Origin of the sequence: Haemophilus influenzae (assembly GCF_019703545.1) — a bacterium.
Taxonomy (GTDB): domain Bacteria; phylum Pseudomonadota; class Gammaproteobacteria; order Enterobacterales; family Pasteurellaceae; genus Haemophilus; species Haemophilus influenzae_E.
Genome location: NZ_AP018771.1, coordinates 441957 through 464538, shown reverse-complemented (window position 1 = coordinate 464538; position 22582 = coordinate 441957). Strand labels below are relative to the sequence as shown.

Here is a 22582-nt window from a genome sequence, read left to right as displayed (position 1 = left end):
ATATAATTCAAAAAACTTTCTTTTATTTTATTATGGCAAAATCAAATTATATTACCCGTCAAGGCTGGCTTGCGCTTGACCAAGAACTCAAGTTTTTATGGAAAGAAGAACGCCCAAAAGTCACTCAAGCCGTTTCAGATGCAGCTGCACTAGGCGATCGTAGCGAAAATGCCGAATATATTTATGGTAAACGTCGCTTACGTGAAATTGATCGCCGCGTGCGTTTTTTAACCAAAAGATTGGAAGTGCTACAAATTGTCGATTACAATCCAAAGCAAGAGGGAAAAGTTTTCTTCGGTGCGTGGGTGGAATTAGAAAATGAAGAAGGTGAAATTAAGCAATACCGTATCGTCGGTTGTGATGAATTTGCCCCTGCGAAAAATTGGATATCCATTGATTCCCCAGTTGCTCGAGCTTTAATCGGAAAAACATTAGACGACGAAGTGCGGGTAGAAACGCCATCAGGTTTTATCACACTTTATGTGAATAAAATTTGGTATGATAATAACTCGGAAAAATAAAAGATGGTGAATATCTAAGCACAAAGAGAAAACTAATAGGCTAGGTATAAACTATCTTACTTGCCTCTTTCCTTATTCGCTGCAAAATCAGCGCCTTTTGCAAGCATTCTCAACTGCAAAATCACTCGAGCTTTAAGTTGCTCACGTTCAGCTTTACTCATATCTAAAGCATTCGCCCCTGCAGTGAATACGATTGTTACGATGCCTTCCGCTTGAACATAAGCAACATATTGCGAATATTGATGTTTGTAGGAAATATATTCTGCTAACTCATCAACAAAATGCTTAATTTCTCGTGCTGCCGCAGTACGAAAAGCTTGAGAAGTGCCTGAACTTTCGCGTAATAGCAAGCGAAAAACGTTCGTGCTATTAGTAATAAATTCAAAAAATGTATCCACAGAAACAGAAATAACGCTACCGCCAGCATCAATACGTTTACGCGCTTGACGCATTAATTGGCGCAACATCAAACCAGCTTCATCCACCATTTCTAAGCCAAGTTCATCCATATCACTAAAATGGCGATAGAAAGAGGTAGGCGCAATACCAGCCTCGCGTGCCACTTCTCGTAAACTTAAATTAGAAAAACTTTTTTCTGCGCTAAGTTGATTAAATGCCGCATCCACTAAAGCGCGACGAGTCTTTTCTTTTTGAACAGCACGAACACCAGCCATTATTTCAACCCACCTAGAATAGATTTAACTTCATCGCTGACCGCACTTGCCACACGCTCATAACGATTACGTAATGGCGAACCAGGACGATAAACCAACGCAATGGTGCGTGATGGCTCTGGCGAATAACAAGGAATATATTTCACACCTTTGCGCGTACCTTCATTTAGTACTGCCAATTCAGGCATAAAAGTGATACCAGCATTCGCTGCCACCATATTGCGCAAAGTTTCAAGACTAGTTGCTTGGAAATGGGAATTTTCTTTTGCACCAGCAGTGAAGCAATAATCTAGCGCTTGATTGCGCAAACAATGACCATCATCAAGCATTAACATTTCTTGACCATTTAATTGGTTCATTGGAAGTTTACTTTCTTGAGCCCAAGGATGATGCTCTGATACGGCGAGTAACATTTTCTCGTTGAAAATAGGTACTTCAATAAAAGCCTCAGTTTCTGGAACAGTGGCAACGATAGCACAATCTAAACGCCCCGTTTCCAATTGTTCTAATAATTGATGCGTTTGCGCTTCATAAAGAAAAACTTCTAAATCAGGGAATGCCGCTTTTAACATTGGCACAATATAAGGGAGCAAATAAGGACCAACCGTTGGAATTAAACCGATGTGTAATGGCCCGGTCATCTCTTTACCTTGATTACTCGCCATTTCTTTCAATAATTTTACTTCTCGAAGAACTGTGCGAGCCTGATCAACCAATAACATCCCAGATTGAGTAAACAACACTTTACGGCTAGTACGTTCTAACAAAATAATACCAAGCTCATCTTCTAACTTACGAATTTGCCCACTTAATGTTGGTTGGCTCACATTACAAGAATCGGCAGCACGGCGGAAATGTTTATATTCAGATAAGGCAACAAGATATTCTAGATCACGGATATTCATGAGATTTTCCCTATAGAAAAATTCAATTAAAAGAATAGAATTAATTGATTATGACTATATCATAATTTTCCCTATAATACAGCACGTAAAATTTAAATTAACAACCAATAGGAGAAAAAACAATGTCTAGTATGGAAGGAAAAAAAGTCCCTCAAGTGACATTCCGCACTCGTCAGGGTGATAAATGGGTTGATGTAACTACCTCAGAGTTATTTGATAACAAAACAGTGATCGTGTTCTCATTACCGGGCGCATTCACTCCAACTTGCTCATCATCACACTTACCACGTTACAACGAATTAGCGCCAGTATTCAAAAAATACGGTGTAGACGATATTCTTGTTGTATCTGTAAATGATACTTTCGTAATGAACGCATGGAAAGAAGATGAAAAATCTGAAAACATCACTTTCATTCCAGATGGTAATGGTGAATTTACCGAAGGCATGGGTATGTTAGTTGGTAAAGAAGATTTAGGCTTCGGTAAACGTTCATGGCGTTATTCTATGCTTGTGAAAAACGGCGTAGTTGAAAAAATGTTTATCGAACCAAACGAACCAGGCGATCCGTTCAAAGTATCCGATGCTGACACTATGTTGAAATACCTTGCACCACAACACCAAGTGCAAGAGTCTATTTCAATCTTCACAAAACCTGGCTGTCCTTTCTGTGCAAAAGCAAAACAACTTTTACACGATAAAGGCTTAAGCTTTGAAGAAATCATATTAGGTCACGATGCAACAATCGTGAGCGTACGTGCAGTTTCAGGTCGTGCTACTGTTCCACAAGTGTTTATCGGTGGTAAACACATTGGCGGTAGCGACGATTTGGAAAAATACTTTGCATAAGTAGGCAAGTATTTAGCTGATTATTATTTGAGAATGTAATTTAAAGGGCGCATTAAGCGCCCTTTTCATTTGTACGAATTTATTGCAAAAATCAATAATGGGGCGGTGGCGTTTCTTCAGATTGACTTGCAATATTAGAGGGTTGAAAGTCTTTTAATTTATTTGCCATATAACGCAATTGGACTTGCATTTTATCAATATCAAATTGCTGTTGAACTAAAGCGTGATTTAATTCATCTAATAACTGTTCCTGAAATGCAATTTTCATTTCAAGTTCTTCGATGCGATTTTCTAACATTTGTTGAATTTGCATAAATTTTCTCTAAATTCTAAAAAAAAGTTGAGAATAGATAGAAAGCCATTTAATCTATTCCCTGTAATATTCCATTCATTATAAAGGATTAACTTATATGTTAAAAATTCAAAAATTATCTATCGCAGCATTAATGGTAAGTGCGGTAATTTCTGGTCAAGTTTTTGCAGAAGATAACACATTCGATGAAAAAGCGGCATCTTATGCAGTAGGTACGCTCATGGGCAGTCAAATGAAAGATCTTGTTGATTCCCACAAAGAAGTCATTAAATATGATAATGCACGTATTTTAGATGGCTTAAAAGATGCTTTAGAAGGCAAAGTGGATGTTCGTAAAGATGAAAAAATCCAAAAAACCTTAGAATCTATTGAAGCAAAATTAGTGGCTGCATCAAAAGCAAAAGCAGAAGCGATTGCTAAACAAGCAAAAGAAGAAGGCGATAAATTCCGTGCTGAATTTGCTAAAGGGAAAGATGTAAAAACGACGCAATCTGGTTTAATGTATAAAATTGAAAGTGCAGGTAAAGGCGATACAATCAAATCAACGGATACGGTTAAAGTACATTACACGGGTAAATTACCAAATGGAAAAGTATTTGATAGCTCTGTCGAGCGCGGACAACCTGTAGAATTCCAACTTGATCAAGTGATTAAAGGCTGGACTGAAGGTCTTCAATTAGTGAAAAAAGGCGGAAAAATTCAATTAGTTATTGCACCTGAATTAGGCTATGGCGAACAAGGTGCTGGCGCATCTATTCCACCAAATTCAACATTAATTTTTGATGTGGAAGTATTAGACGTCAATCCGAAATCTGAAAAATAACGGATAAGTTTAATAGCGCGCGTTCTTTAACGCGTGCTTTTTATTATAAAAAACGAGCGGAATTTTTACCGCACTTTTAACCTAACGCTATGACATTAAACGATAAATATCCTTTCACTGATGAAGATCAGGCTATCATAAATTCCTACAAAGCAGTCGTTGATGGTGTCAGCGCACTGATTGGCGAGCACTGCGAAATCGTGCTTCATTCTCTGGAAAATATTGAACATTCTGCTATTTGTATTGCCAACGGACATAACACTAATCGACAAGTTGGTTCGCCAATTACTGATCTTGCCTTACGTTCGCTACGAAATATGCAAAGCGAAAGTGTTTCAAAACCTTATTTTACACGAGCAAAAGGCAGCGTACTGATGAAATCAGTTACTATCGCTATTCGTAATAAAACTCAACGTATTATTGGTTTGCTTTGCATCAATATCAATTTAGATGTACCCATGTCTCAATTTTTGCAATGCTTTATGCCAACGGAGCATACGAATGAAACATCTTCAGTGAACTTTGCGAATTCAGTGGAAGACTTGGTTGCGCAGACTATTGAAAAAACAATAGAAGAAGTCAATGCGGATCGAGCTGTTGCCAATAATACTAAAAACCGACAAATCGTCCTTTCTCTTTACGAAAAAGGTATTTTTGATATTAAAGATGCGATTAATTTAGTCGCTGAACGTTTAGATATTTCCCGACATACGGTTTACCTGTACATCCGTCAAATCAAACAAGAGCAAGAATAATGCGCTATGTTATCGCCGTCAAAAGCCCTATTTACGGAAAACAAGGGGCATTTTTAGCTTATCAATTTGCAGATGCCTTAATCAAAAAAGGACACGAAATCTCACAGATTTTTTTCTTCCAAGATGGAGTAAGTAACGGAAATGCATTAGTGTATCCAGCCAATGATGAAGTTAATTTACAAAAACATTGGCAAATGTTTTCTATTACCTACAATGTTCCTTTACATTTATGTGTTGCAGCATCTCAAAGACGAGGTGTTGTTGATAACTTAACTACACCAACTACAGCTCACTACAATCTTGCAGAGGGATTCACAATTGCAGGTCTTGGAGAATTTATAGTAGCAAGTTTAAACGCAGATCGAGTAATAACCCTATGAAGATAGCCTTTTTATTTCGCACATCTCCACATGGCACATCCATTTCACGAGAAGGCTTAGATGCAATTCTTGCCACAACAGCTTTTTGTGAACCCAATGATATTGGGATATTTTTTATCGATGATGGCGTATTAAATCTTATCGATAACCAACAACCCGAAATCATTCAACAAAAAGATTTCATTAGAACCTTTAAATTATTAGATTTATATGATGTAGAACAACGCTTTATCTGCACAGCGTCTTTGCAGAAATTTAAATTAGATAATAGAGAACTTATCCTATCTTGTGAAAAAATTGACCGCTCTTTATTGCTAGAAAAGCTTAATCAAGCAGAAAAATTGTTTACTTTCTAAGGAATATTATGCTTTATACATTTTCTCAATCAGATTATCCCAAAACTGAACTCGATGACTATTTTTCATATATTACAGAAAAAGATGCGGTAGTCTTATGGCAAGACGGTGTGTTATTGGCAATAAAATATCCTGATTATTTTGCCAAATGTAAAGGGAATTGCATGATATTAAAACAAGATATTTTAGCAAGAAATCTCACCGCACTTTTACCTCAAAGCAACAAGATAAAATTAATATCAATAGAAGAACTTGTTGGAATCACTGAAAATTATTTACCACAGCTATCACTATAAAAATCAAATAATATAGTAAATACTCAAGCAAAGTATCAAATATAGAATAAAAAAATGCGGAGAATTTTCTCCGCACTTTTCTTTTTACTTCTTCTGTCTTTTATCTTTAAGACATTCAAGAATTCATCAATTATTTGATGATTTTCGCAACAACGCCTGCACCTACTGTACGGCCACCTTCACGGATTGCGAAACGTAAACCTTGGTCCATCGCAATTGGGTGGATTAAGCTTACTGTCATCTTGATGTTATCGCCTGGCATTACCATTTCCACGCCTTCTGGTAATTCGATTGTACCAGTTACGTCTGTTGTACGGAAATAGAATTGTGGACGGTAACCTTTGAAGAATGGAGTATGACGACCACCTTCATCTTTTGATAATACGTATACTTCTGATTCAAAATCAGTGTGTGGTGTGATTGAACCTGGTTTCGCTAATACTTGACCACGTTCGATTTCTTCACGTTTGGTACCACGTAATAATGCACCGATGTTTTCACCTGCACGACCTTCGTCAAGTAATTTACGGAACATTTCAACACCTGTTACAGTAGTTTTCGCTGTATCTTTGATACCGACGATTTCTACTTCATCACCAGTACGGATGATACCACGTTCTACACGTCCAGTTACTACTGTACCACGACCAGAGATTGAGAATACGTCTTCAATTGGAAGAAGGAACGGTTGGTCAATCGCACGTTCTGGTTCTGGAATATAAGTATCTAAGTGACCTGCTAATTCTAGGATTTTTTCTTCCCATTCTGCTACGCCGTTTAATGCTTGTAATGCAGAACCACGTACGATTGGAGTATCGTCACCTGGGAAGTCATATTGAGAAAGAAGTTCACGTACTTCCATTTCTACTAATTCTAATAACTCTTCATCATCTACCATATCGCATTTGTTTAAGAATACGATGATGTATGGTACACCTACTTGGCGACCTAATAAGATGTGTTCACGAGTTTGTGGCATAGGACCATCTGTTGCTGCTACTACTAAAATAGCACCATCCATTTGTGCCGCACCAGTAATCATATTTTTAACATAGTCGGCGTGTCCCGGACAGTCTACGTGTGCGTAGTGACGAGTCGGTGTATCATATTCAACGTGTGAAGTGTTGATGGTAATACCACGCGCTTTTTCTTCTGGTGCGTTATCAATTTGGTCGAATGCACGCGCTGCACCACCGTAGTGTTTTGCTAATACGGTTGTGATTGCTGCTGTTAAAGTTGTTTTACCGTGGTCAACGTGGCCGATTGTACCCACGTTTACGTGCGGTTTTGTACGTTCAAATTTTTCTTTAGACATTGCTAATGTTTCCTAAGAAGTGCGGTATAAAACAATCATATTTTACACCGCTGGTTTACAAAAATTATTTTTTACGCGCTTCAATTACTGCAGCTGCCACACTTGTTGGAGCTTCAGCATATTTTAACGGTTCCATTGAGTATGATGCACGACCTTGAGTTTGTGAACGTAAGTCTGTTGCATAACCGAACATTTCTGAAAGTGGAACTTCCGCATCGATTTTAACAACGAATTCATTCGCTTCTTGACCGTTAACCATAGCACGACGACGGCTTAAATCACCAATTACATCACCAACATACTCAGGTGGAGTTTCAACTTCAACTTTCATAATTGGCTCAAGTAATACTGGGTTTGCTTTTGAGAATGCTGCTTTAAATGCTAAAGACGCAGCAAGTTTAAATGCTAACTCAGATGAATCCACATCATGGTATGAACCGAAGTGTAAACGTACACCAAGATCAACTACTGGGTAACCCGCTAATGGACCAGATTTAAGTTGTTCTTGAATACCTTTATCAACGGCTGGAATGTATTCACCAGGAATTACACCGCCTTTGATTTCGTTTACAAATTCATAACCAGGACCTTCTGGATCTAATGGGTATAAGTCGATAACAACATGACCATATTGACCGCGACCACCAGATTGTTTAGCGTGTTTACCTTCGACATCATTAACACGAGTGCGGATAGTTTCACGGTATGATACTTGTGGTTTACCAATATTAGCTTCCACTTTGAACTCACGTTTCATACGATCAACAATGATATCTAAGTGCAACTCACCCATACCAGAAATAATGGTTTCACCAGATTCCTCATCTGTGTGAACACGGAATGAAGGGTCTTCTTGTGCTAAACGACCTAATGCTAAGCCCATTTTTTCTTGGTCAGCTTTAGTTTTTGGTTCTACCGCAACAGAGATTACTGGCTCAGGGAATTCCATACGCTCAAGGATAATTGGCGCATCAATTGCACATAATGTATCACCAGTAGTTACATCTTTTAATCCGATAGCAGCTGCGATGTCACCTGCACGAACTTCTTTAATTTCTTCACGTTTATTAGCATGCATCTGTACGATACGACCAAAACGTTCACGTTTTTGACGTACAGAATTCAATACTGTATCTCCAGAATTAATCACTCCAGAATATACACGGAAGAATGTTAAGTTACCTACAAATGGGTCAGTTGCAATTTTAAATGCTAATGAAGAGAATGGTTCTTCATCACTTGCGTGACGCTCACCTTCAGTTTCATCTGGATTGATACCTTTAATAGCAGGAATATCAGTTGGTGCTGGTAGGTATTCAACAACTGCATCAAGCATTGCTTGAACACCTTTGTTTTTGAACGCAGAACCACAGGTTACCAAAATAATTTCATTTGCTAATACACGCTGACGTAATGCTGACTTAATTTCTTCTTCAGTTAAGTCTTCGCCACCTAAGTATTTTTCCATTAATTCTTCTGACGCTTCAGCTGCCGCTTCAACAAGGTTTTGACGCCATTCTTCACAGTCTGCTTGCATATTAGCAGGCACTTCTTCATAAGTGAAAGTCATACCTTGGTCTGCTTCATTCCAATTGATCGCTTTCATTTTGATCAAATCAACTACACCTGTGAAGTTTTCTTCTGCACCAACAGGGAGTTGAAGAGGAATAGCATTAGCACCTAAGCGAGTTTTTAATTGTTCAACAACACGTAAGAAGTTAGCACCAGTACGGTCCATTTTGTTTACGAACGCAATACGCGGAACTTCATATTTGTTAGCTTGACGCCATACGGTTTCAGATTGTGGTTGAACACCACCAACCGCACAGTAAACCATTACCGCACCATCAAGAACACGCATAGAACGTTCTACTTCAACAGTAAAGTCCACGTGTCCCGGAGTATCAATAACATTGATACGATGTTGTGGGAATTGTTGTGACATACCAGACCAGAATGCAGTTGTTGCCGCAGAGGTAATGGTGATACCACGCTCTTGTTCTTGTTCCATCCAGTCCATCGTTGCTGCACCATCGTGCACTTCACCGATTTTGTGGCTAACACCAGTATAGAATAAGATACGCTCAGTAGTAGTAGTTTTACCCGCATCAATATGCGCACTGATACCGATATTACGATATCTTTCAATAGGGGTTGTACGAGCCATTATTATAACCTTGTTTATTTAATATCAGTTTATATAAGGGTAAGGCTTCATCAACGATGAAGCCCTTTAAATTCAAAAACTTATTACCAACGGTAGTGAGCAAATGCTTTATTAGCTTCAGCCATACGGTGAACATCTTCACGTTTTTTCACTGCCGCACCTTTATTATCTGAAGCATCAGATAATTCGTTTGCAAGGCGTAAAGCCATTGATTTATCACCACGTTTACGTGCTGCTTCAACGATCCAACGCATACCTAATGCGTTACGACGTACAGGGCGCACTTCAACTGGTACTTGGTAAGTAGAACCACCAACACGACGAGATTTAACCTCAACAGTTGGACGTACGTTTTCAAGTGCAACTTCAAACGCTTCTAAAGGCTCTTTACCTGTGCGTTGTGCTAAAGTTTCTAAAGCACCATAAACGATTGATTCAGCAACGGATTTTTTACCGTCTACCATGATTACATTAATAAATTTTGCAAGTAATTCTGAACCGAACTTCGGATCTGGAAGAATCTTGCGTGCTTCAACACTACGACGACGTGGCATTGCGAATTTCTCCGTATTTTAATCTTCAGGATATCCAAAACCCATCAGCAATATTTCTCATTGAGAAAATTTGCAGCGCAAAGCGCTTTTTGACTGGAGTTTATGGTTTAAATTGTTTTGCTAATTTAGACGTTTGGCCTTACTTAACGGAGAACCATTAAGCTTTAGGACGTTTAACGCCGTATTTAGAACGACCTTGTTTACGATCTTTAACGCCTGCGCAGTCTAATGCACCGCGTACTGTGTGGTAACGCACACCCGGTAAGTCTTTAACACGACCACCACGGATTAATACAACACTGTGCTCTTGAAGGTTATGACCTTCACCACCGATATAAGAAGTTACTTCAAAACCGTTAGTTAAGCGGATACGACATACTTTACGTAACGCTGAGTTTGGTTTTTTAGGAGTTGTAGTATATACACGAGTACATACACCACGTTTCTGCGGGCAAGCCTCTAATGCAGGAACGTTGCTTTTTACAACCTTTTTCACACGCGGTTTGCGTACTAGCTGGTTGATAGTTGCCATTAAAAAAGCTCCAGTTTAAATGTTATTCAAGAATAGAATGTTGTTCAAAAAATCTACTTCTATACAGAAATAGACGGCGAATTCTAATAGTTTTACGCTTTATTGTCAATAATTAAACAATATGCTCTAGGATTAAAACTAGATTAAAATTTACCGCACTTTTGTTTTTTAATAAAAAATTTTATTCCCCACGTTTCAGCATCCCTTGTTTTTTCAAATTAACCAAAATAATTGAAATTGCTGCAGGGGTAATACCTGAAATTCGGCTCGCTTGTCCAATGGAAACCGGACGATGTTGTTCCAATTTCGCACGTACTTCATTAGATAAACCAGACACTTTGCTATAATCAAAGTTAGCTGGAATAGCCGTATTTTCGTGGCGTTTTTGTTTTTCGATTTCTTCTTGTTGATGCTCGATATAGCCTTGATATTTAATAGCTATTTCCACTTGTTCTACGGCTTCTCTATCTTCCATTGCTGGTTTATATGGCGTTAAAGAAGTCAAAATATCGTAGGTCATTTCAGGACGACGCAATAAATCTTCACCGCTAGCCTCACGTACAAGTGGACTACCAAGCACTTTATTCGCTTCTTCTAAATATTCAGAACGCGGATGCAACCAAATGTTGCGTAAGCGTTGGCGTTCCTGTTCAATATTTTCCATTTTTTGATTGAAACGTGCCCAGCGAGCCTCATCAATTAAACCTAATTCATGGGCAATTGGCGTTAAACGAATGTCTGCGTTGTCTTCACGTAATAATAAACGATATTCCGCACGAGAAGTAAATACGCGATATGGTTCTTTGGTACCAAGTGTGCAAAGATCATCCACCAATACGCCAGTATAAGATTGATCACGGCGTGGATACCATGCCTCTTTCTCTTGTACATAAAGACCTGCGTTAATCCCGGCCAATAAACCTTGTGCCGCAGCTTCTTCATAACCGGTTGTACCGTTAATTTGACCTGCGAAGAATAGACCCGAAATTGATTTAGTTTCTAATGTTGGTTTTAAATCGCGTGGATCAAAATAATCGTATTCAATGGCATAACCTGGTTTCACAATACGTGCGTTTTCTAAACCTTTCATAGAATTCACAATGCCCATTTGCACGTCAAACGGCAAACTGGTAGAGATCCCGTTTGGATACACTTCATTACTGGTTAAGCCTTCTGGTTCTAAATAAATTTGATGTGAATTACGATCCGAGAAACGCATCACTTTATCTTCAATAGATGGGCAATAACGCGGACCGATCCCTTCAATCACACCAGTATACATTGGACTGCGATCCAAGTTATTACGGATCACTTCATGGGTTTGTTCATTGGTATGGGTGATATAGCAAGGAATTTGTTGAGGGTGATCATCCACTGATCCCATAAAAGAAAACACAGGTAAAACAGCATCACCGTGTTGTTTAGCTAAAATATCAAAATTGATCGTACGCGCATCAATACGTGGTGGTGTACCCGTTTTAAGGCGATCTACACGTAATCCGAGATCTCTTAATCGATGTGAAAGATTTACAGAAGCAGGATCCCCTGCACGGCCACCTTCATAATTTTCCAAACCAATATGAATTTTACCAGCTAAGAAAGTACCTGCAGTTAATACCACTGATTTAGCACGAAAAGTTAATCCCATTTTTGTGCTAACGCCTGTAACTCGATCTTGCTCAATCAGAATATCAGTCGCTTCTTGTTGGAAAATATCTAAATTAGGTTGATTTTCTAATGCAGTACGAACAGCTTGGCGATATAGAACTCTGTCAGCTTGAGCTCGAGTAGCACGCACTGCTGGGCCTTTACTGCTATTTAAAGTACGAAATTGGATCCCTGCTTTATCTGCAGCATGCGCCATTAAACCGCCCATTGCATCTACTTCTTTTACTAAATGACCTTTACCGATCCCACCAATTGCAGGGTTACAAGACATTTGCCCTAAAGTATCTACATTATGTGTTAATAAAAGGGTTTTAAATCCCATACGAGCTGGTGCAAGCGCGGCTTCTGTACCCGCATGGCCACCACCGATCACAATCACATCATAAGTTTCAGTGTAAAACATATCTATCTCTATTTATTCGGATCAAAAAATTGGCGTTATTCTACAGAAATTTAAAACACCTGACAAAAAAAGAATGGATCTATTGATCCTTTGAAAGATCAGGTTTGTATTAGTAAATAAGATCTCTTTTTATATATAAAGATCTTATTATTGTTATTATTAAGATCTTTTTTGGTTGTGAGTAACCTTATTAGATCCTTACGGAAACAGGTGTTATAGGATCCAAAAATCTTGTGAAAATGCGATCATTTTCTTTAAAAATCTTGTGTGTAAAATGGAAAGTTATTAACAATTTTATTTTTGCTCAAAGTTACCAAGTGAGTAAAAACAGTTTTATGACAGATTATTTATGAGTTATCCACAGATAAAAATGAATTTTTATTGAAATCCCTATAATTTAGTTTTTTTAAACAATTAATTTTATTAAATGTACGTTTTATGATTTGGCTTTGTAGTTACTACAGGTTTTATACTTCCTTCAAATCAAATAGTTAAGGAAATAAAATTAAAGATTTTTTACAGTCAATTGTTACTGAAAGTGAACATAATGAAGAGGAATGTAAAGCAATAGAAGGATTGAAAAGCGAATGCAATTTGTAAAAATACTCAAAAATTTGACCGCTCTTTAGGAAGAAAAAATGCCACCTAAATTTTAATATTTAGATGGCATTTTATTTTCCTAATTATTATTTAGATAAATCAATTTGATACACTGCAAAACCGATTTCGTCAGTACCCACCTGTTTCATCGGATATTGTGCTTTTTCTGCAATAAATTTCACCGCTTGTTCGCTTGGTGAGGTTTCAAAACGAACATCTAATTTATCGTTACCTGTGATAGGAACAAAACGCCAGTTTTTATCCGCATTTGGATTGACTGAACCCTCTTTCTCACTGGTTGCTTTAATATAATCAGCCAAAATTTGACGGCTTTCATCTGGTGATGCGTAAACAATATGTTGATCGCCAGTACCTGGGAATTTATTGCCGTAAGCACGATAGTTATTCGTTGCAATCAAAAATTCTGCTTTTGGATCAACTGGTTTACCTTGATAAGTGAGATTCACTACACGATGCGATTCAGGGTTAATTAATTTACATTCACCATCGTAACGAGCTGGTTTGGTTAGATCGTATTCATAATTGACACCATCAATCACATCAAAGTTATAAGTGCGGAAACCTTCCCAGTCGATTAATGATTGTGGTTTATCACTTGTAGGATCAATTTGTTTAAACATACCAGCACTACATTCTAACCATTCTTTTAATTGCTCGCCTGTCGCTTTAACAACCACTAGCGTATTTGGATAAAGGTATAAGTCTGCTGCATTACGGAAAGTTAATTCACCTTTATTTACTTCGGTATAGCCCGTTGGGTCATTTTTACGACCGCCTGCTTTAAATGGTGCGCCTGCACTTAAAATAGGTAAGCCAGCCATTGCTGCAACACTTGGTGCAACTTTCTCTACATACGCTTTTTGTGCTTGGTTTACAATTTGAATGGTTGGATCATCTTGTATTAATGCAAGGTAACTATACATATTGTCTGTGGCTTTGCCGATAGGTTGAGAAACATATTTACGTGTCGCTTCGTGAACTGGTTTTAAAAGTGCGGTAATTTCTGGGTCATTTTTTGCAAGTGCTTTTTTGGTTTCTATATCATAAATTGGACGAAGCACCGCTTTGCCAGAAGTCACGATCCATTTACCCTTGTGTTCTGTTAAGCCTAAATCCACCACGCTGATATTATTTGCCCAGTAACCAGCCATACTTTCTGGTATGCCTTTTACGGTACCATTTACGATGTCTGCATTTGGTGATTTCGCAAATTCTTTATTTGGGAATAAACGGTGTGAGTGACCAAAAATAACCGCATCAATGTGTGGAACATCCGCTAAATAGAATGCAGAGTTTTCAGCACCTTCTTGATAAGGTTCATCAGATGGGCCAGTGTGAGCTAATGCAACGACAATATCAGCCCCTTTTTTCTTCATTTCAGGTACATATTTTTGCGCTGTTTTTACAATATCACGGGTTTCAACTTTGCCTTGAAGGTTTGCTTTATCCCAAACCATGATTTGCGGTGGTACAAAACCGATATAACCAATTTTTAATTTATGTGTTTTACCTTGATTATCAACAACTGATTTTTCTTGAATGACATAAGGTGTGAAATAAGGTTCTTCTGTCCCCGCTTTTACTACGTTAGCATTCACAATCGGGAATTTAGCTTGTTTGATGGCATCTGCAAGATAATTGAGACCATAGTTAAATTCGTGGTTACCTAATGTACCCACTTCATAATTCATCGCATTTAAACAATCGATCGCAGGGTTAGATTTGCCTTCTTTATAGCCTTGTGCGGCTTGATAGTCTGCAATTGGATTACCTTGAATTAAATCCCCATTATCTACCAATACGCTATTTTTTACTTCAGCACGTGCTTGACGAATAAGGCTGGCTGCACGAGTAAAACCGAATTTATCGGTTGGTGCATCTTTATAATAGTCAAAATCGGTCAAGAAACTATGAACGTCTGTTGTTGCCACAATGCGTAGTTCAACATCGCTCTTTCCTTTTGCCATCGCAAAACGGTTTGCACTTAATGCAAGAATACTGGTCGCACCAATTTGAATAAAATGACGTCTGTTCATCATAGAGTTTTCCTTATTAGGGTGAGTAAATATTCCCTTTATTCTAAGAAAAATAGCGGATTCTTAAAAGAAAGGAGTAAAAATATTTTTATTTAATTAAGCTAATAATTTCTGTACTAAGGAAGTATAAATATTAACTCCAGTAAGTAATTGATTTTCATCAAAATCAAATTCAGCTTCGTGATGACCTGCTGTGCGATCTGCACCAAGAATGAAGTAAATAGCTTTGCCTCCGTGTTCTTGTACACGTCTACCTAAAATAGTCGCATCTTCACTTGCATTGAAAGCATAATCTGAATTTACGTTATTTATTTGTGGTTGTTCAAGAGATATTTCTTCGATGAGTTTTATAAGTTCAACATCGTTATTCATATCCACGGCTTCACCTACAATTTCAGTTTCATATGCGACATCAAAACTTATGGAGATACCTTTGGCTATTTGCATGACTTGTTCAGTCATGTATTCATTAATTGCTTTATTTTCTCCCCGCACTTCTAATTGTAATTCAGCAGAAGATGGAATGACATTTCGTCCTTCACCCGCTTTTAGCACACCCACATTAATTCTTGTCATGCCTTCACCATGGCGTGCAATACCATGAAGTTGAGTGACTGTATGCGCTGCAGCTAATAAAGCATTACGACCTAAATGGGGCGCAGCACCTGCATGTGCAGGTTTACCTTTATAGCGAATATCAATTTTTGTAGTGGAAAGAAAATTTCTTGGATTAGCAATAACTGTGCCTGTATTCGCGCAAAAACTAATGTGTGAAGAAGCAAAATAATCTGCATCATCAATTATGCCACTTTGTGCAATGGCTGCTGCACCTCGAACACCTTCTTCTGCTGGTTGGAATACAATTTTTACTTTTCCAGTGAGTTTATCTTTGTTCTGAGCGATCCATAATGCAACACCTAAACCTATTGTAATATGTGAATCATGTCCACAAGCATGCATAAAACCATCGTTAATTGAGGCAAAACCTTCTTTATTTGGAATATGCTCGGGTGAGCGAGTTTCCGTTACATTCACACAGTCGATATCAAAACGTAACGCGATGGTTTTTCCTGGTTTACCTGAATCAAATAATGCCACACAACCAGTGTATCCTTCCATTTTTTCGAGCCATTTTTCATTGGCTCCATAGGCTTTTGCATTAGCTAAACCTTTATCTACTACGGCTTGTTTTCGTCCACGAACAAAGTCTGGATTTATAATTTGTTTGCCAAGAAAAATTTCAAAACAATCTAAGTCTTCCAAGTAATCCGCAATGCGAGAAGTTGTCCAAAATTCACTCCAGCCAATTTCTGGAAAACGATGAAATTCACGACGCCATTTAACAAGTTGATTTAAATCTAAGTTCATTTTTTTCTTCCTTTAAAAGGCTATAAAAACAGACCGCACTTAAATAAAGTGCGGTCAATTTTTTACTATTTTTACAACATAAATAATGCTAAGAATAAAACAGCAAGTATCATGCCTGGTGCGGTACGTTTTACCATTTCTACTGGGCTTACCATCGCAAGGCCTGCACAAACAATGGTTACACCTGCAATTGGTGAAGCTGTACGACCAATTGCACCAGCAATGGCTGCTGCCATACCAAGATTTACATGAGTGTAGCCGAGTTCTACAGCATGTGGCGTGACGGCAGTGTTAAAGGCAATCGCTGCTGCATCGCCAGAACCTGTAATTAAGCCCATTAAGAATGGTCCAATTGTTGCACCCCAACGTACAAATTCGTTGGATTCTTTTAAGAAAGAAATTGCAGCATCCACTGTGCCCGTAGATTTTAATCCTGCCACAAATACACTGGCTGCAATGATAATACCAAGTACGTTTGCATAAGAATTTCCCATACCATTGAAAAATTCTTCAGTGATTTTTACTGGGGAAATACGAGTGACGATAATGCCGTAAATTGCACCAATTAGCATTGCTTGAGGAACGCCCATTTTAGTCCATTCAAGACCTGGCACTTGTTGTAATGATGTTCCACCAATCACTAAAATAACTAATGGTATTAATGGTGCAAGAGCATAAAGTACATTGACGCCTTCAACAACTTTAATTTCACTTTCTTTTTGTTCTGCAAGATAAGCTTTACGATGTTGTTCACCATAATCTTTAAAAACAAGCGCAAGAATTGTTAAAACAATAGCACCTATTGCTCCCGCAATCATGTTATATGGTGCATGTGAAAGGTTTACTTGAGTGATAGTTAAGCCTGACATTTCACTAATCATTGCTGAGTGAGAAGAACCTGGGCTCATCATTGATCCAAAAGTCCCTGCTAAAATAGCTGCACCAGCAGTAGCTGGTCGAACACCCGCACTTTTTAAAACGGGAATTAATGTTGCGCCAACCGCAGCAGCACAACCAGCAGCAGAAGGAATAGCAATATTGATGAAAAAGGTGATGACGGTTGCAATTGGAATTAAGAAGAATTTTAATCCGCTTAATGGTTTGGTAAGTAAATGTACCAGATGAGTATCACATTGAGTGTATTTCATTACATAAGCAAAACCCATACTGGAACAGATAGCCATAATTAATCCGCCAGATGTCATACTTTTGGCAAAAGCATCTAATGCACCCATTGGATTCAGCGTTAGAATGGACATTATTAAACCGACACCAATCAAAACAGTTCGGGTTTCGGCTTTTTTAATCAGAAAATAAATTGTGGCAATAATGCCAATCACTGCAACGATGGATTTAAATAATTCCATTATATGTTCCCTTTAAGTTAATAAGAAAAAGTTGTATTGATATCAAATGTGCCACATTCCATATTTTCACTGAAGCACAAAATAGGATTTTCGCCCAATACGGTTGCCATTTCATTTTGTATATTAAGCGCAGAACCTTCAGGTAATGCATATACAAGTGCGGTTGGATTAACGAGTAAAAATTCGGCTAAACGTTCTTCTCGGCTTTCACCATTGTGGCCTTGCATTTTACCTGAAATAAAGTGCGGATTAATTTGATGAGGAAAAATTTGTAACGCTTGAAATGAAGGAGGATAAGTAATCGGCATATCATTAGTTGTCATAATAGATGCGCCAGCTACATTGGCCCCAGCACTCCAACCAAAATAAGGCGTACCGTTATTTACTTTTTCACGAATGATATCAATCAAATTGTGTTCATAAAGCTGTTTTAACAAACAAAATGTATTCCCGCCGCCAATAGCGATGACATCTGCTTGTTCAATAATATCCCGATGCTGTTTACCATGATGAACGGAAACAATATTCATCCCTAAATCAGAAAGTGCATTTTGCACAGTTTTTTCATATTCATCAAAAGTGCGGCTCACCCCAGCATAAGGTACAAAAGCAATTGTTTTACCACGATAATCAGCCAAGAAATTTTGTAACCAAGGTAGGGTGTGTTCAAGATAACCCGTGTTCTTGTATTTTGAGCTACTGAGCAGTAACATATTTTTCATATTTATAATCCTTTTTAGGGATGAAAAGTTATTACTATTATGCCTAAGCTAAAAACAAAATCCAGCATAAAAGCTGGATTTTTATGGATTGCGTAGCATTATTGATTTAGTTGAAAAAGATGCTTTTCAGGAATTAAAAATGACAAAAGCCACCTTTTAGGTGGCCTTGCCTCAATATTGTAGGGGGGGTTGATAATGCTATCAGTGACCAACGTTCCCTATCGTCGGGGGCGGAGTCGTATGGTTAAATAATTCAAATGTCAAGTGATAAGTAGGATTATATGTTATCAGCAACGCAATTTCTTGTTTTAGAAAAAGCACTTAGTAAGGAAAGATTATCTACATACAAAAACTATGTGAAAAATAAAACATCAGAAAGTATTAATGATAACATCGTTGCTTTATATGAATGGAATTCTGAAATAGCTGGCTATTTTCTTGAACTATGTAATATATATGAGGTTTCATTAAGAAATGCTATTTATAGATCAATAGATGCGTATGATCATTATGGTATTTAACAAATCACAATAAAAATGAGCATTTCCTGTTTAGTATATGAGTGTCAAACTCAATCTAAACAGGAAATGCTCGTTATTTTTACCACAGATTAGAATTCAAATTGAACTGACATCTTATAATTTCTACCTGGCGCGTAGAAGCGGTTGATACCTGCTCCTGTTTCTTGATTAATCAAATTACTTGTACCAAACATACGAATTGAACGAGCTGAATCCCAAGTAATATATTTTTTGTCAAATAAATTGTAAACACCCGCTCGTAAAGTTAAATTCTTCATTGGTTTTACGAAGAAAGTAAAATCTGTCACCGTATAACTTTTATTACGCCATCTAAGATGTTTATCTCTCACATAACTTTTATCCCCTTTTTCTGCTGTTTCTGAAAGGATATTATATGTTTCATTTTTTTTCTTGTGGGAAACATGGGTCACATATAAATTCAAACCAAATAAATTATCAGGATGTGTATAAGCTAAACTTACCACTTGTGTCATTGGTTGAATGGCATTCATTGGGCTAGTTATATAACGAGGAGGATTATCTCTAACATGACGAAGACCGCTTGATTTACCTTTTTGTTTGGTTAATTTATAGCCAAAATCAACATTTTTCAGCCATGATACCCATTTTCCTAATGTAAATTTAGCTTTTAATTCAAAGCCAGTTACTTTTGCATGCGCAAAATTCACAGTTTGATATGTTGGATATTTAGATTGCCCGCCTGATGCCCCTTCTGCATTATTTCCAGTAGCTGCAGAACCAAAATCCGTATCTCCTCTATAGTCTAGATCAATAAAATTGTCATAGTTCGTAATGAAATAGCCTCCTGAAATGAAACCAATTTCATCATCATGTAAAGTTAATGATAATTCTTTAGTTTTTGCAATTTCTGCTTTTAATTGAGAACCAGGGAGTACCGTAAAATCAGGATGCTTAAACGTGAAGTATAATTCATCAGCTGTTGGTGCCCTAAAACCTTTACTATATTTTGCTTGAATTTGTAACCAATCTAACGGATCGAATTTTGTGCTGAAAGCATAAGAACTTGCACTAAATTTTTTGGGTTGAGAAATATAATTAATATTAGCTTCTGCATTTTTTCGTCGATTAATTTCATTTAGATTATTAGGGTCTAGACTCCGTTCGTTTTTTACAACAGGTTCTTTTATAAATAAATTAACTAACATATCATCAGGGATTTTTGGCGTTATACCCGGTTGATAATTGGTTTTGTATTTGACTTTGTCATATCTATAACCAATATCAAAACCAAGATAATTATTTACTCTAAATTCATCTTTAAAATAGAGAGACCCATCTTTTGTTTCTACAGGAATAAGAAATGATGCTGTACTATTTTTTGTACATAAATCTGATGTACTCGATTCACAGTCTTTTGGATAATCAATCCACCATTTTCCACTATTAACTTTTAACCCTTCTTTATTTATCATTGATTTTGTTGTTTTACTCCAAACTAAACCATAAGATAAATCATGTTGGCTTTTTCCTAGTTCAAAATGTTTTGTTAAATCCAAATTAATTTGTTGAGTACGAGTATCAAGGTCACGTTTTTTCCAGAGGTTTCTATTATAACCAGGCGAATTAGGTACTAGAAAACGAGATGCTTTCTCTGGACCAATATTGAAGCCATTTGCATCTAAAATTTTTTTAATAAGTGCAAATTTTTTACCTTCTTTTTGGATTATTTTTATTGGTAAATTCTTAGGCGTTCCATCAGCTTCGAAACCTTGAATCATCCCTTTATCACAATTAATACCATCGCAAGATAATAAATTATCAGAATTGGTTATTCTTTGGTTGATACTGTTTTTGATAAAAGAATCTTTGTTTAAATCATAAGTGATATTATTGGCTAATAGCGTTTCCTTTTTCTCTTTTATATCCACTCGTAGTCTGCATTTTCCCATTTGTCCAGGATCATTGTGTCTGTCATAGCAAGATCCTTCAAGATAGTATTTTTCATCATATTGCTTCCGAAGTTTCCACTTGGTAGCAAGTTCTTCTGGAACTTCTTTCTTAAAGTTAGCGTATTTATTAAAAATATTTTTATCAATATAAGAGTAGTGTATTTTTGAAGTATTTTCTAATTTATAGGTTACAGGATTATTATTTCTATCAACAAGTTTATTATTATCGTTATAATGTAATCCAAGTGGATTTTGTACTCCTGGGCATTGCTCTCCTTCACAATAATCGTCAGTTCTTGCTCGTTGAGTGATGCTTTGATCTGTATAAGAGAGTTTTAAAGTATCCCAAAGTGGGTTTACATTTGTATTTTCAAATGTGATAGATTTACTAGTTCTAATGCTCTCATCATGAGTATGACGAGTATCTATTTCATTATCATTGCAAACATATCTAGTGCATCCATGTAATGAGTAAGATTTGTCTAGACCTTTATTTTCAACCCGTCTTCTATCATAGGCTACGGCAATACGATTATTTTCACCAAGATTTGTACCAATTTTCAATAAAAGACTGCGGTCTTTTTTATTATAAGGATCGGTCCTTTCTCTGAGTTTTCCTAGAATGTCGTCTGCAGATTTGTAATCATAATTTTTGATTTCATGACCATTACGCCAAGTGCCGATAGCTAGTACATCAAAGATATTGGCTTTCCCTGCAAAAGTAATAGAATTTAATCTTTCATCATTCTCGCTGGTAAAACCAGTTTTATATTTAAAAGCGTAGTTTTTGTTAAGCAGAAGATCTCTTGCATCTTTAGTTTTATAGATGACGGAACCACCCAATGCACCACTACCAGACATGAGAGAATCTGCACCTTTGGTAATTTTGACATCAGATAAAGTTTCAATTTCAATTCCATTACGCGTATTATTGAAGTTACCATAACCCTCGAAAAGCTCTTTAAAGCCTTGAGAAGATAATGTTTCTGCTTGAGAGACACCATCAACCGTAATTGCGACGCGATTTTCATCTACACCACGAATGGCAAAACCGCTTTGCCCAAAACGCCCAGCTTCAACAACAGTAACGCCCGTTTCGTATTTAACGATGTCTTTAATATTGTTTGCTTGTTCTCTTTCCAGCGTTTTAGCCGTTTTTACCGTTTCAGCAATTTTTGGTGGTGTTTTTGTATCACTATTTTCGGTAGAACCAGATACATTAATTTGCTCTAGTTGTTCAGAAAGATTACTATTTTGGTTGGTTGGTTGGTTGGTTGGTTGGTTGGTTGGTTGGTTGGTTGGTTGGTTGGTTGGTTGGTTGGTTGGTTGGTTGGTTGGTTGGTTGGTTGGTTGGTTGGTTGGTTGGTTGGTTGGTTGGTTGGTTGGGCAGCATAAGCAACGCCTGCCGTTAGCCCAAGCATAACGGAATAGGCAAGCACGTTTAATCTAAAATTGGTCATATTTAATCCCATAAAAAAATAATAATAATTCTCAAATATATTATAG

General features: G+C 37.2%; 20 protein-coding genes and 2 pseudogenes. 9 read left to right on the top strand and 13 right to left on the bottom strand.

Features of this window, described 5'->3' with window-relative positions; translation table 11 throughout:
• Positions 1-32: 32 nt before the first annotated feature.
• Positions 33-521 (top strand): transcription elongation factor GreB, encoded by a 489-nt coding sequence (greB, locus tag K6J66_RS02310; RefSeq protein ID WP_038439470.1) that lies wholly within the window; start codon positions 33-35, stop codon positions 519-521.
• Positions 522-577: 56 nt separating this feature from the next.
• Here the strand turns inward: greB and fabR are convergent, their stop codons facing one another.
• Both fabR and oxyR read right to left on the bottom strand, forming a co-directional pair.
• Positions 578-1195: an HTH-type transcriptional repressor FabR gene (fabR, locus tag K6J66_RS02305; protein ID WP_005629669.1), complete on the bottom strand. Its 618-nt coding sequence runs from the start codon at positions 1193-1195 to the stop codon at positions 578-580.
• Positions 1195-2100, bottom strand: a complete 906-nt coding sequence (gene oxyR / locus K6J66_RS02300) for a DNA-binding transcriptional regulator OxyR (protein ID WP_005687082.1) — start codon at positions 2098-2100, stop codon at positions 1195-1197. Before oxyR ends, fabR begins: the two co-directional genes overlap by 1 nt.
• A 122-nt stretch (positions 2101-2222) precedes the next feature.
• On the opposite strand from oxyR, the gene pgdx reads away from it, so the two are divergent.
• Positions 2223-2948 carry a hybrid peroxiredoxin PGdx gene (gene pgdx / locus K6J66_RS02295; RefSeq protein WP_005649562.1) on the top strand — a complete coding sequence of 242 codons (726 nt, stop codon included), beginning with the start codon at positions 2223-2225 and terminating at the stop codon, positions 2946-2948.
• Positions 2949-3039: 91 nt separating this feature from the next.
• On the opposite strand, the gene K6J66_RS02290 is transcribed toward pgdx, so the two are convergent.
• Complete coding sequence (locus K6J66_RS02290; RefSeq protein WP_005649565.1) at positions 3040-3261, bottom strand: SlyX family protein; 222 nt, start codon at positions 3259-3261, stop codon at positions 3040-3042.
• Positions 3262-3358: 97 nt separating this feature from the next.
• Between K6J66_RS02290 and fkpA the strand changes: the two genes are divergently transcribed.
• The 5 genes from fkpA (at position 3359) to K6J66_RS02265 (ending at position 5871) form a co-directional block, all read left to right on the top strand.
• The gene (gene fkpA, locus K6J66_RS02285) at positions 3359-4084 is read left to right on the top strand and encodes an FKBP-type peptidyl-prolyl cis-trans isomerase (RefSeq protein ID WP_005657915.1); all 726 of its coding nucleotides are present in this window, start codon (positions 3359-3361) and stop codon (positions 4082-4084) included.
• An 89-nt stretch (positions 4085-4173) separates the two neighbouring features.
• Entirely contained in the window at positions 4174-4839 is a 666-nt protein-coding gene (locus K6J66_RS02280) for a helix-turn-helix transcriptional regulator (protein WP_005657913.1), read from the top strand.
• On the top strand, positions 4839-5219 hold the full coding sequence (gene tusD, locus K6J66_RS02275) for a sulfurtransferase complex subunit TusD (RefSeq protein WP_038439471.1): 381 nt from the start codon (positions 4839-4841) through the stop codon (positions 5217-5219). The genes K6J66_RS02280 and tusD overlap by 1 nt, the downstream gene beginning before the upstream one ends.
• Positions 5216-5575, top strand: coding sequence for a sulfurtransferase complex subunit TusC (gene tusC, locus K6J66_RS02270; RefSeq protein WP_038439472.1), 360 nt, complete (start codon positions 5216-5218; stop codon positions 5573-5575). The genes tusD and tusC overlap by 4 nt, the downstream gene beginning before the upstream one ends.
• Positions 5576-5583: 8 nt before the next feature.
• Positions 5584-5871 carry a DsrH/TusB family sulfur relay protein gene (locus K6J66_RS02265; RefSeq protein ID WP_038439474.1) on the top strand — a complete coding sequence of 96 codons (288 nt, stop codon included), beginning with the start codon at positions 5584-5586 and terminating at the stop codon, positions 5869-5871.
• A 130-nt stretch (positions 5872-6001) separates the two neighbouring features.
• On the opposite strand, the gene tuf is transcribed toward K6J66_RS02265, so the two are convergent.
• The 5 genes from tuf to mnmG all read right to left on the bottom strand — a co-directional run bounded on the left by tuf (position 6002) and on the right by mnmG (position 12510).
• Positions 6002-7186, bottom strand: a complete 1185-nt coding sequence (tuf, locus tag K6J66_RS02260; protein WP_005654658.1) for an elongation factor Tu — start codon at positions 7184-7186, stop codon at positions 6002-6004.
• Between the two features lie 64 nt (positions 7187-7250).
• A complete protein-coding gene (fusA, locus tag K6J66_RS02255) occupies positions 7251-9353 on the bottom strand; it encodes an elongation factor G (protein ID WP_005651039.1) in 2103 nt (700 codons plus the stop codon).
• Between the two features lie 83 nt (positions 9354-9436).
• Positions 9437-9907 carry a 30S ribosomal protein S7 gene (gene rpsG / locus K6J66_RS02250; protein ID WP_005626581.1) on the bottom strand — a complete coding sequence of 157 codons (471 nt, stop codon included), beginning with the start codon at positions 9905-9907 and terminating at the stop codon, positions 9437-9439.
• A gap of 157 nt (positions 9908-10064) precedes the next feature.
• Positions 10065-10439 carry a 30S ribosomal protein S12 gene (rpsL, locus tag K6J66_RS02245; protein ID WP_005543325.1) on the bottom strand — a complete coding sequence of 125 codons (375 nt, stop codon included), beginning with the start codon at positions 10437-10439 and terminating at the stop codon, positions 10065-10067.
• A 181-nt stretch (positions 10440-10620) separates the two neighbouring features.
• Positions 10621-12510 (bottom strand): tRNA uridine-5-carboxymethylaminomethyl(34) synthesis enzyme MnmG, encoded by a 1890-nt coding sequence (gene mnmG / locus K6J66_RS02240; protein ID WP_038439475.1) that lies wholly within the window; start codon positions 12508-12510, stop codon positions 10621-10623.
• A gap of 501 nt (positions 12511-13011) precedes the next feature.
• On the opposite strand from mnmG, the pseudogene K6J66_RS09595 reads away from it, so the two are divergent.
• Positions 13012-13110, top strand: a pseudogene (locus tag K6J66_RS09595) (MerR family transcriptional regulator); the annotation flags it as partial.
• Between the two features lie 86 nt (positions 13111-13196).
• On the opposite strand, the gene cpdB reads toward K6J66_RS09595, so the two are convergent.
• The 4 genes from cpdB to pepE all read right to left on the bottom strand — a co-directional run bounded on the left by cpdB (position 13197) and on the right by pepE (position 18624).
• Positions 13197-15170: a 2',3'-cyclic-nucleotide 2'-phosphodiesterase gene (gene cpdB / locus K6J66_RS02235; protein ID WP_038439476.1), complete on the bottom strand. Its 1974-nt coding sequence runs from the start codon at positions 15168-15170 to the stop codon at positions 13197-13199.
• 93 nt (positions 15171-15263) lie between these two features.
• On the bottom strand, positions 15264-16535 hold the full coding sequence (locus K6J66_RS02230) for a M20 family metallo-hydrolase (RefSeq protein WP_038439477.1): 1272 nt from the start codon (positions 16533-16535) through the stop codon (positions 15264-15266).
• Positions 16536-16606: 71 nt separating this feature from the next.
• A complete protein-coding gene (gene dcuC / locus K6J66_RS02225; protein ID WP_038439478.1) occupies positions 16607-17902 on the bottom strand; it encodes a C4-dicarboxylate transporter DcuC in 1296 nt (431 codons plus the stop codon).
• Between the two features lie 17 nt (positions 17903-17919).
• On the bottom strand, positions 17920-18624 hold the full coding sequence (pepE, locus tag K6J66_RS02220; protein ID WP_038439479.1) for a dipeptidase PepE: 705 nt from the start codon (positions 18622-18624) through the stop codon (positions 17920-17922).
• A 281-nt stretch (positions 18625-18905) separates the two neighbouring features.
• On the opposite strand from pepE, the gene K6J66_RS02215 reads away from it, so the two are divergent.
• The gene (locus tag K6J66_RS02215) at positions 18906-19145 is read left to right on the top strand and encodes a hypothetical protein (protein ID WP_005651317.1); all 240 of its coding nucleotides are present in this window, start codon (positions 18906-18908) and stop codon (positions 19143-19145) included.
• A gap of 89 nt (positions 19146-19234) precedes the next feature.
• Here the strand turns inward: K6J66_RS02215 and K6J66_RS02210 are convergent.
• Positions 19235-22536, bottom strand: a pseudogene (locus K6J66_RS02210) (TonB-dependent hemoglobin/transferrin/lactoferrin family receptor).
• Positions 22537-22582 lie beyond the last annotated feature (46 nt).

Coding starts and splice junctions, on each gene's coding strand:
- K6J66_RS02265 (WP_038439474.1), top strand. CDS start 5,584: ATGCTTTATACATTTTCTCAATCAGATTATCCCAAAACTGAACTCGAT.
- K6J66_RS02215 (WP_005651317.1), top strand. CDS start 18,906: ATGTTATCAGCAACGCAATTTCTTGTTTTAGAAAAAGCACTTAGTAAG.
- dcuC (WP_038439478.1), bottom strand. CDS start 17,902: ATGGAATTATTTAAATCCATCGTTGCAGTGATTGGCATTATTGCCACA.
- pgdx (WP_005649562.1), top strand. CDS start 2,223: ATGTCTAGTATGGAAGGAAAAAAAGTCCCTCAAGTGACATTCCGCACT.
- oxyR (WP_005687082.1), bottom strand. CDS start 2,100: ATGAATATCCGTGATCTAGAATATCTTGTTGCCTTATCTGAATATAAA.
- fusA (WP_005651039.1), bottom strand. CDS start 9,353: ATGGCTCGTACAACCCCTATTGAAAGATATCGTAATATCGGTATCAGT.
- fkpA (WP_005657915.1), top strand. CDS start 3,359: ATGTTAAAAATTCAAAAATTATCTATCGCAGCATTAATGGTAAGTGCG.
- tuf (WP_005654658.1), bottom strand. CDS start 7,186: ATGTCTAAAGAAAAATTTGAACGTACAAAACCGCACGTAAACGTGGGT.
- mnmG (WP_038439475.1), bottom strand. CDS start 12,510: ATGTTTTACACTGAAACTTATGATGTGATTGTGATCGGTGGTGGCCAT.
- K6J66_RS02280 (WP_005657913.1), top strand. CDS start 4,174: ATGACATTAAACGATAAATATCCTTTCACTGATGAAGATCAGGCTATC.
- rpsL (WP_005543325.1), bottom strand. CDS start 10,439: ATGGCAACTATCAACCAGCTAGTACGCAAACCGCGTGTGAAAAAGGTT.
- greB (WP_038439470.1), top strand. CDS start 33: ATGGCAAAATCAAATTATATTACCCGTCAAGGCTGGCTTGCGCTTGAC.
- cpdB (WP_038439476.1), bottom strand. CDS start 15,170: ATGATGAACAGACGTCATTTTATTCAAATTGGTGCGACCAGTATTCTT.
- fabR (WP_005629669.1), bottom strand. CDS start 1,195: ATGGCTGGTGTTCGTGCTGTTCAAAAAGAAAAGACTCGTCGCGCTTTA.
- tusD (WP_038439471.1), top strand. CDS start 4,839: ATGCGCTATGTTATCGCCGTCAAAAGCCCTATTTACGGAAAACAAGGG.
- tusC (WP_038439472.1), top strand. CDS start 5,216: ATGAAGATAGCCTTTTTATTTCGCACATCTCCACATGGCACATCCATT.
- pepE (WP_038439479.1), bottom strand. CDS start 18,624: ATGAAAAATATGTTACTGCTCAGTAGCTCAAAATACAAGAACACGGGT.
- rpsG (WP_005626581.1), bottom strand. CDS start 9,907: ATGCCACGTCGTCGTAGTGTTGAAGCACGCAAGATTCTTCCAGATCCG.
- K6J66_RS02290 (WP_005649565.1), bottom strand. CDS start 3,261: ATGCAAATTCAACAAATGTTAGAAAATCGCATCGAAGAACTTGAAATG.
- K6J66_RS02230 (WP_038439477.1), bottom strand. CDS start 16,535: ATGAACTTAGATTTAAATCAACTTGTTAAATGGCGTCGTGAATTTCAT.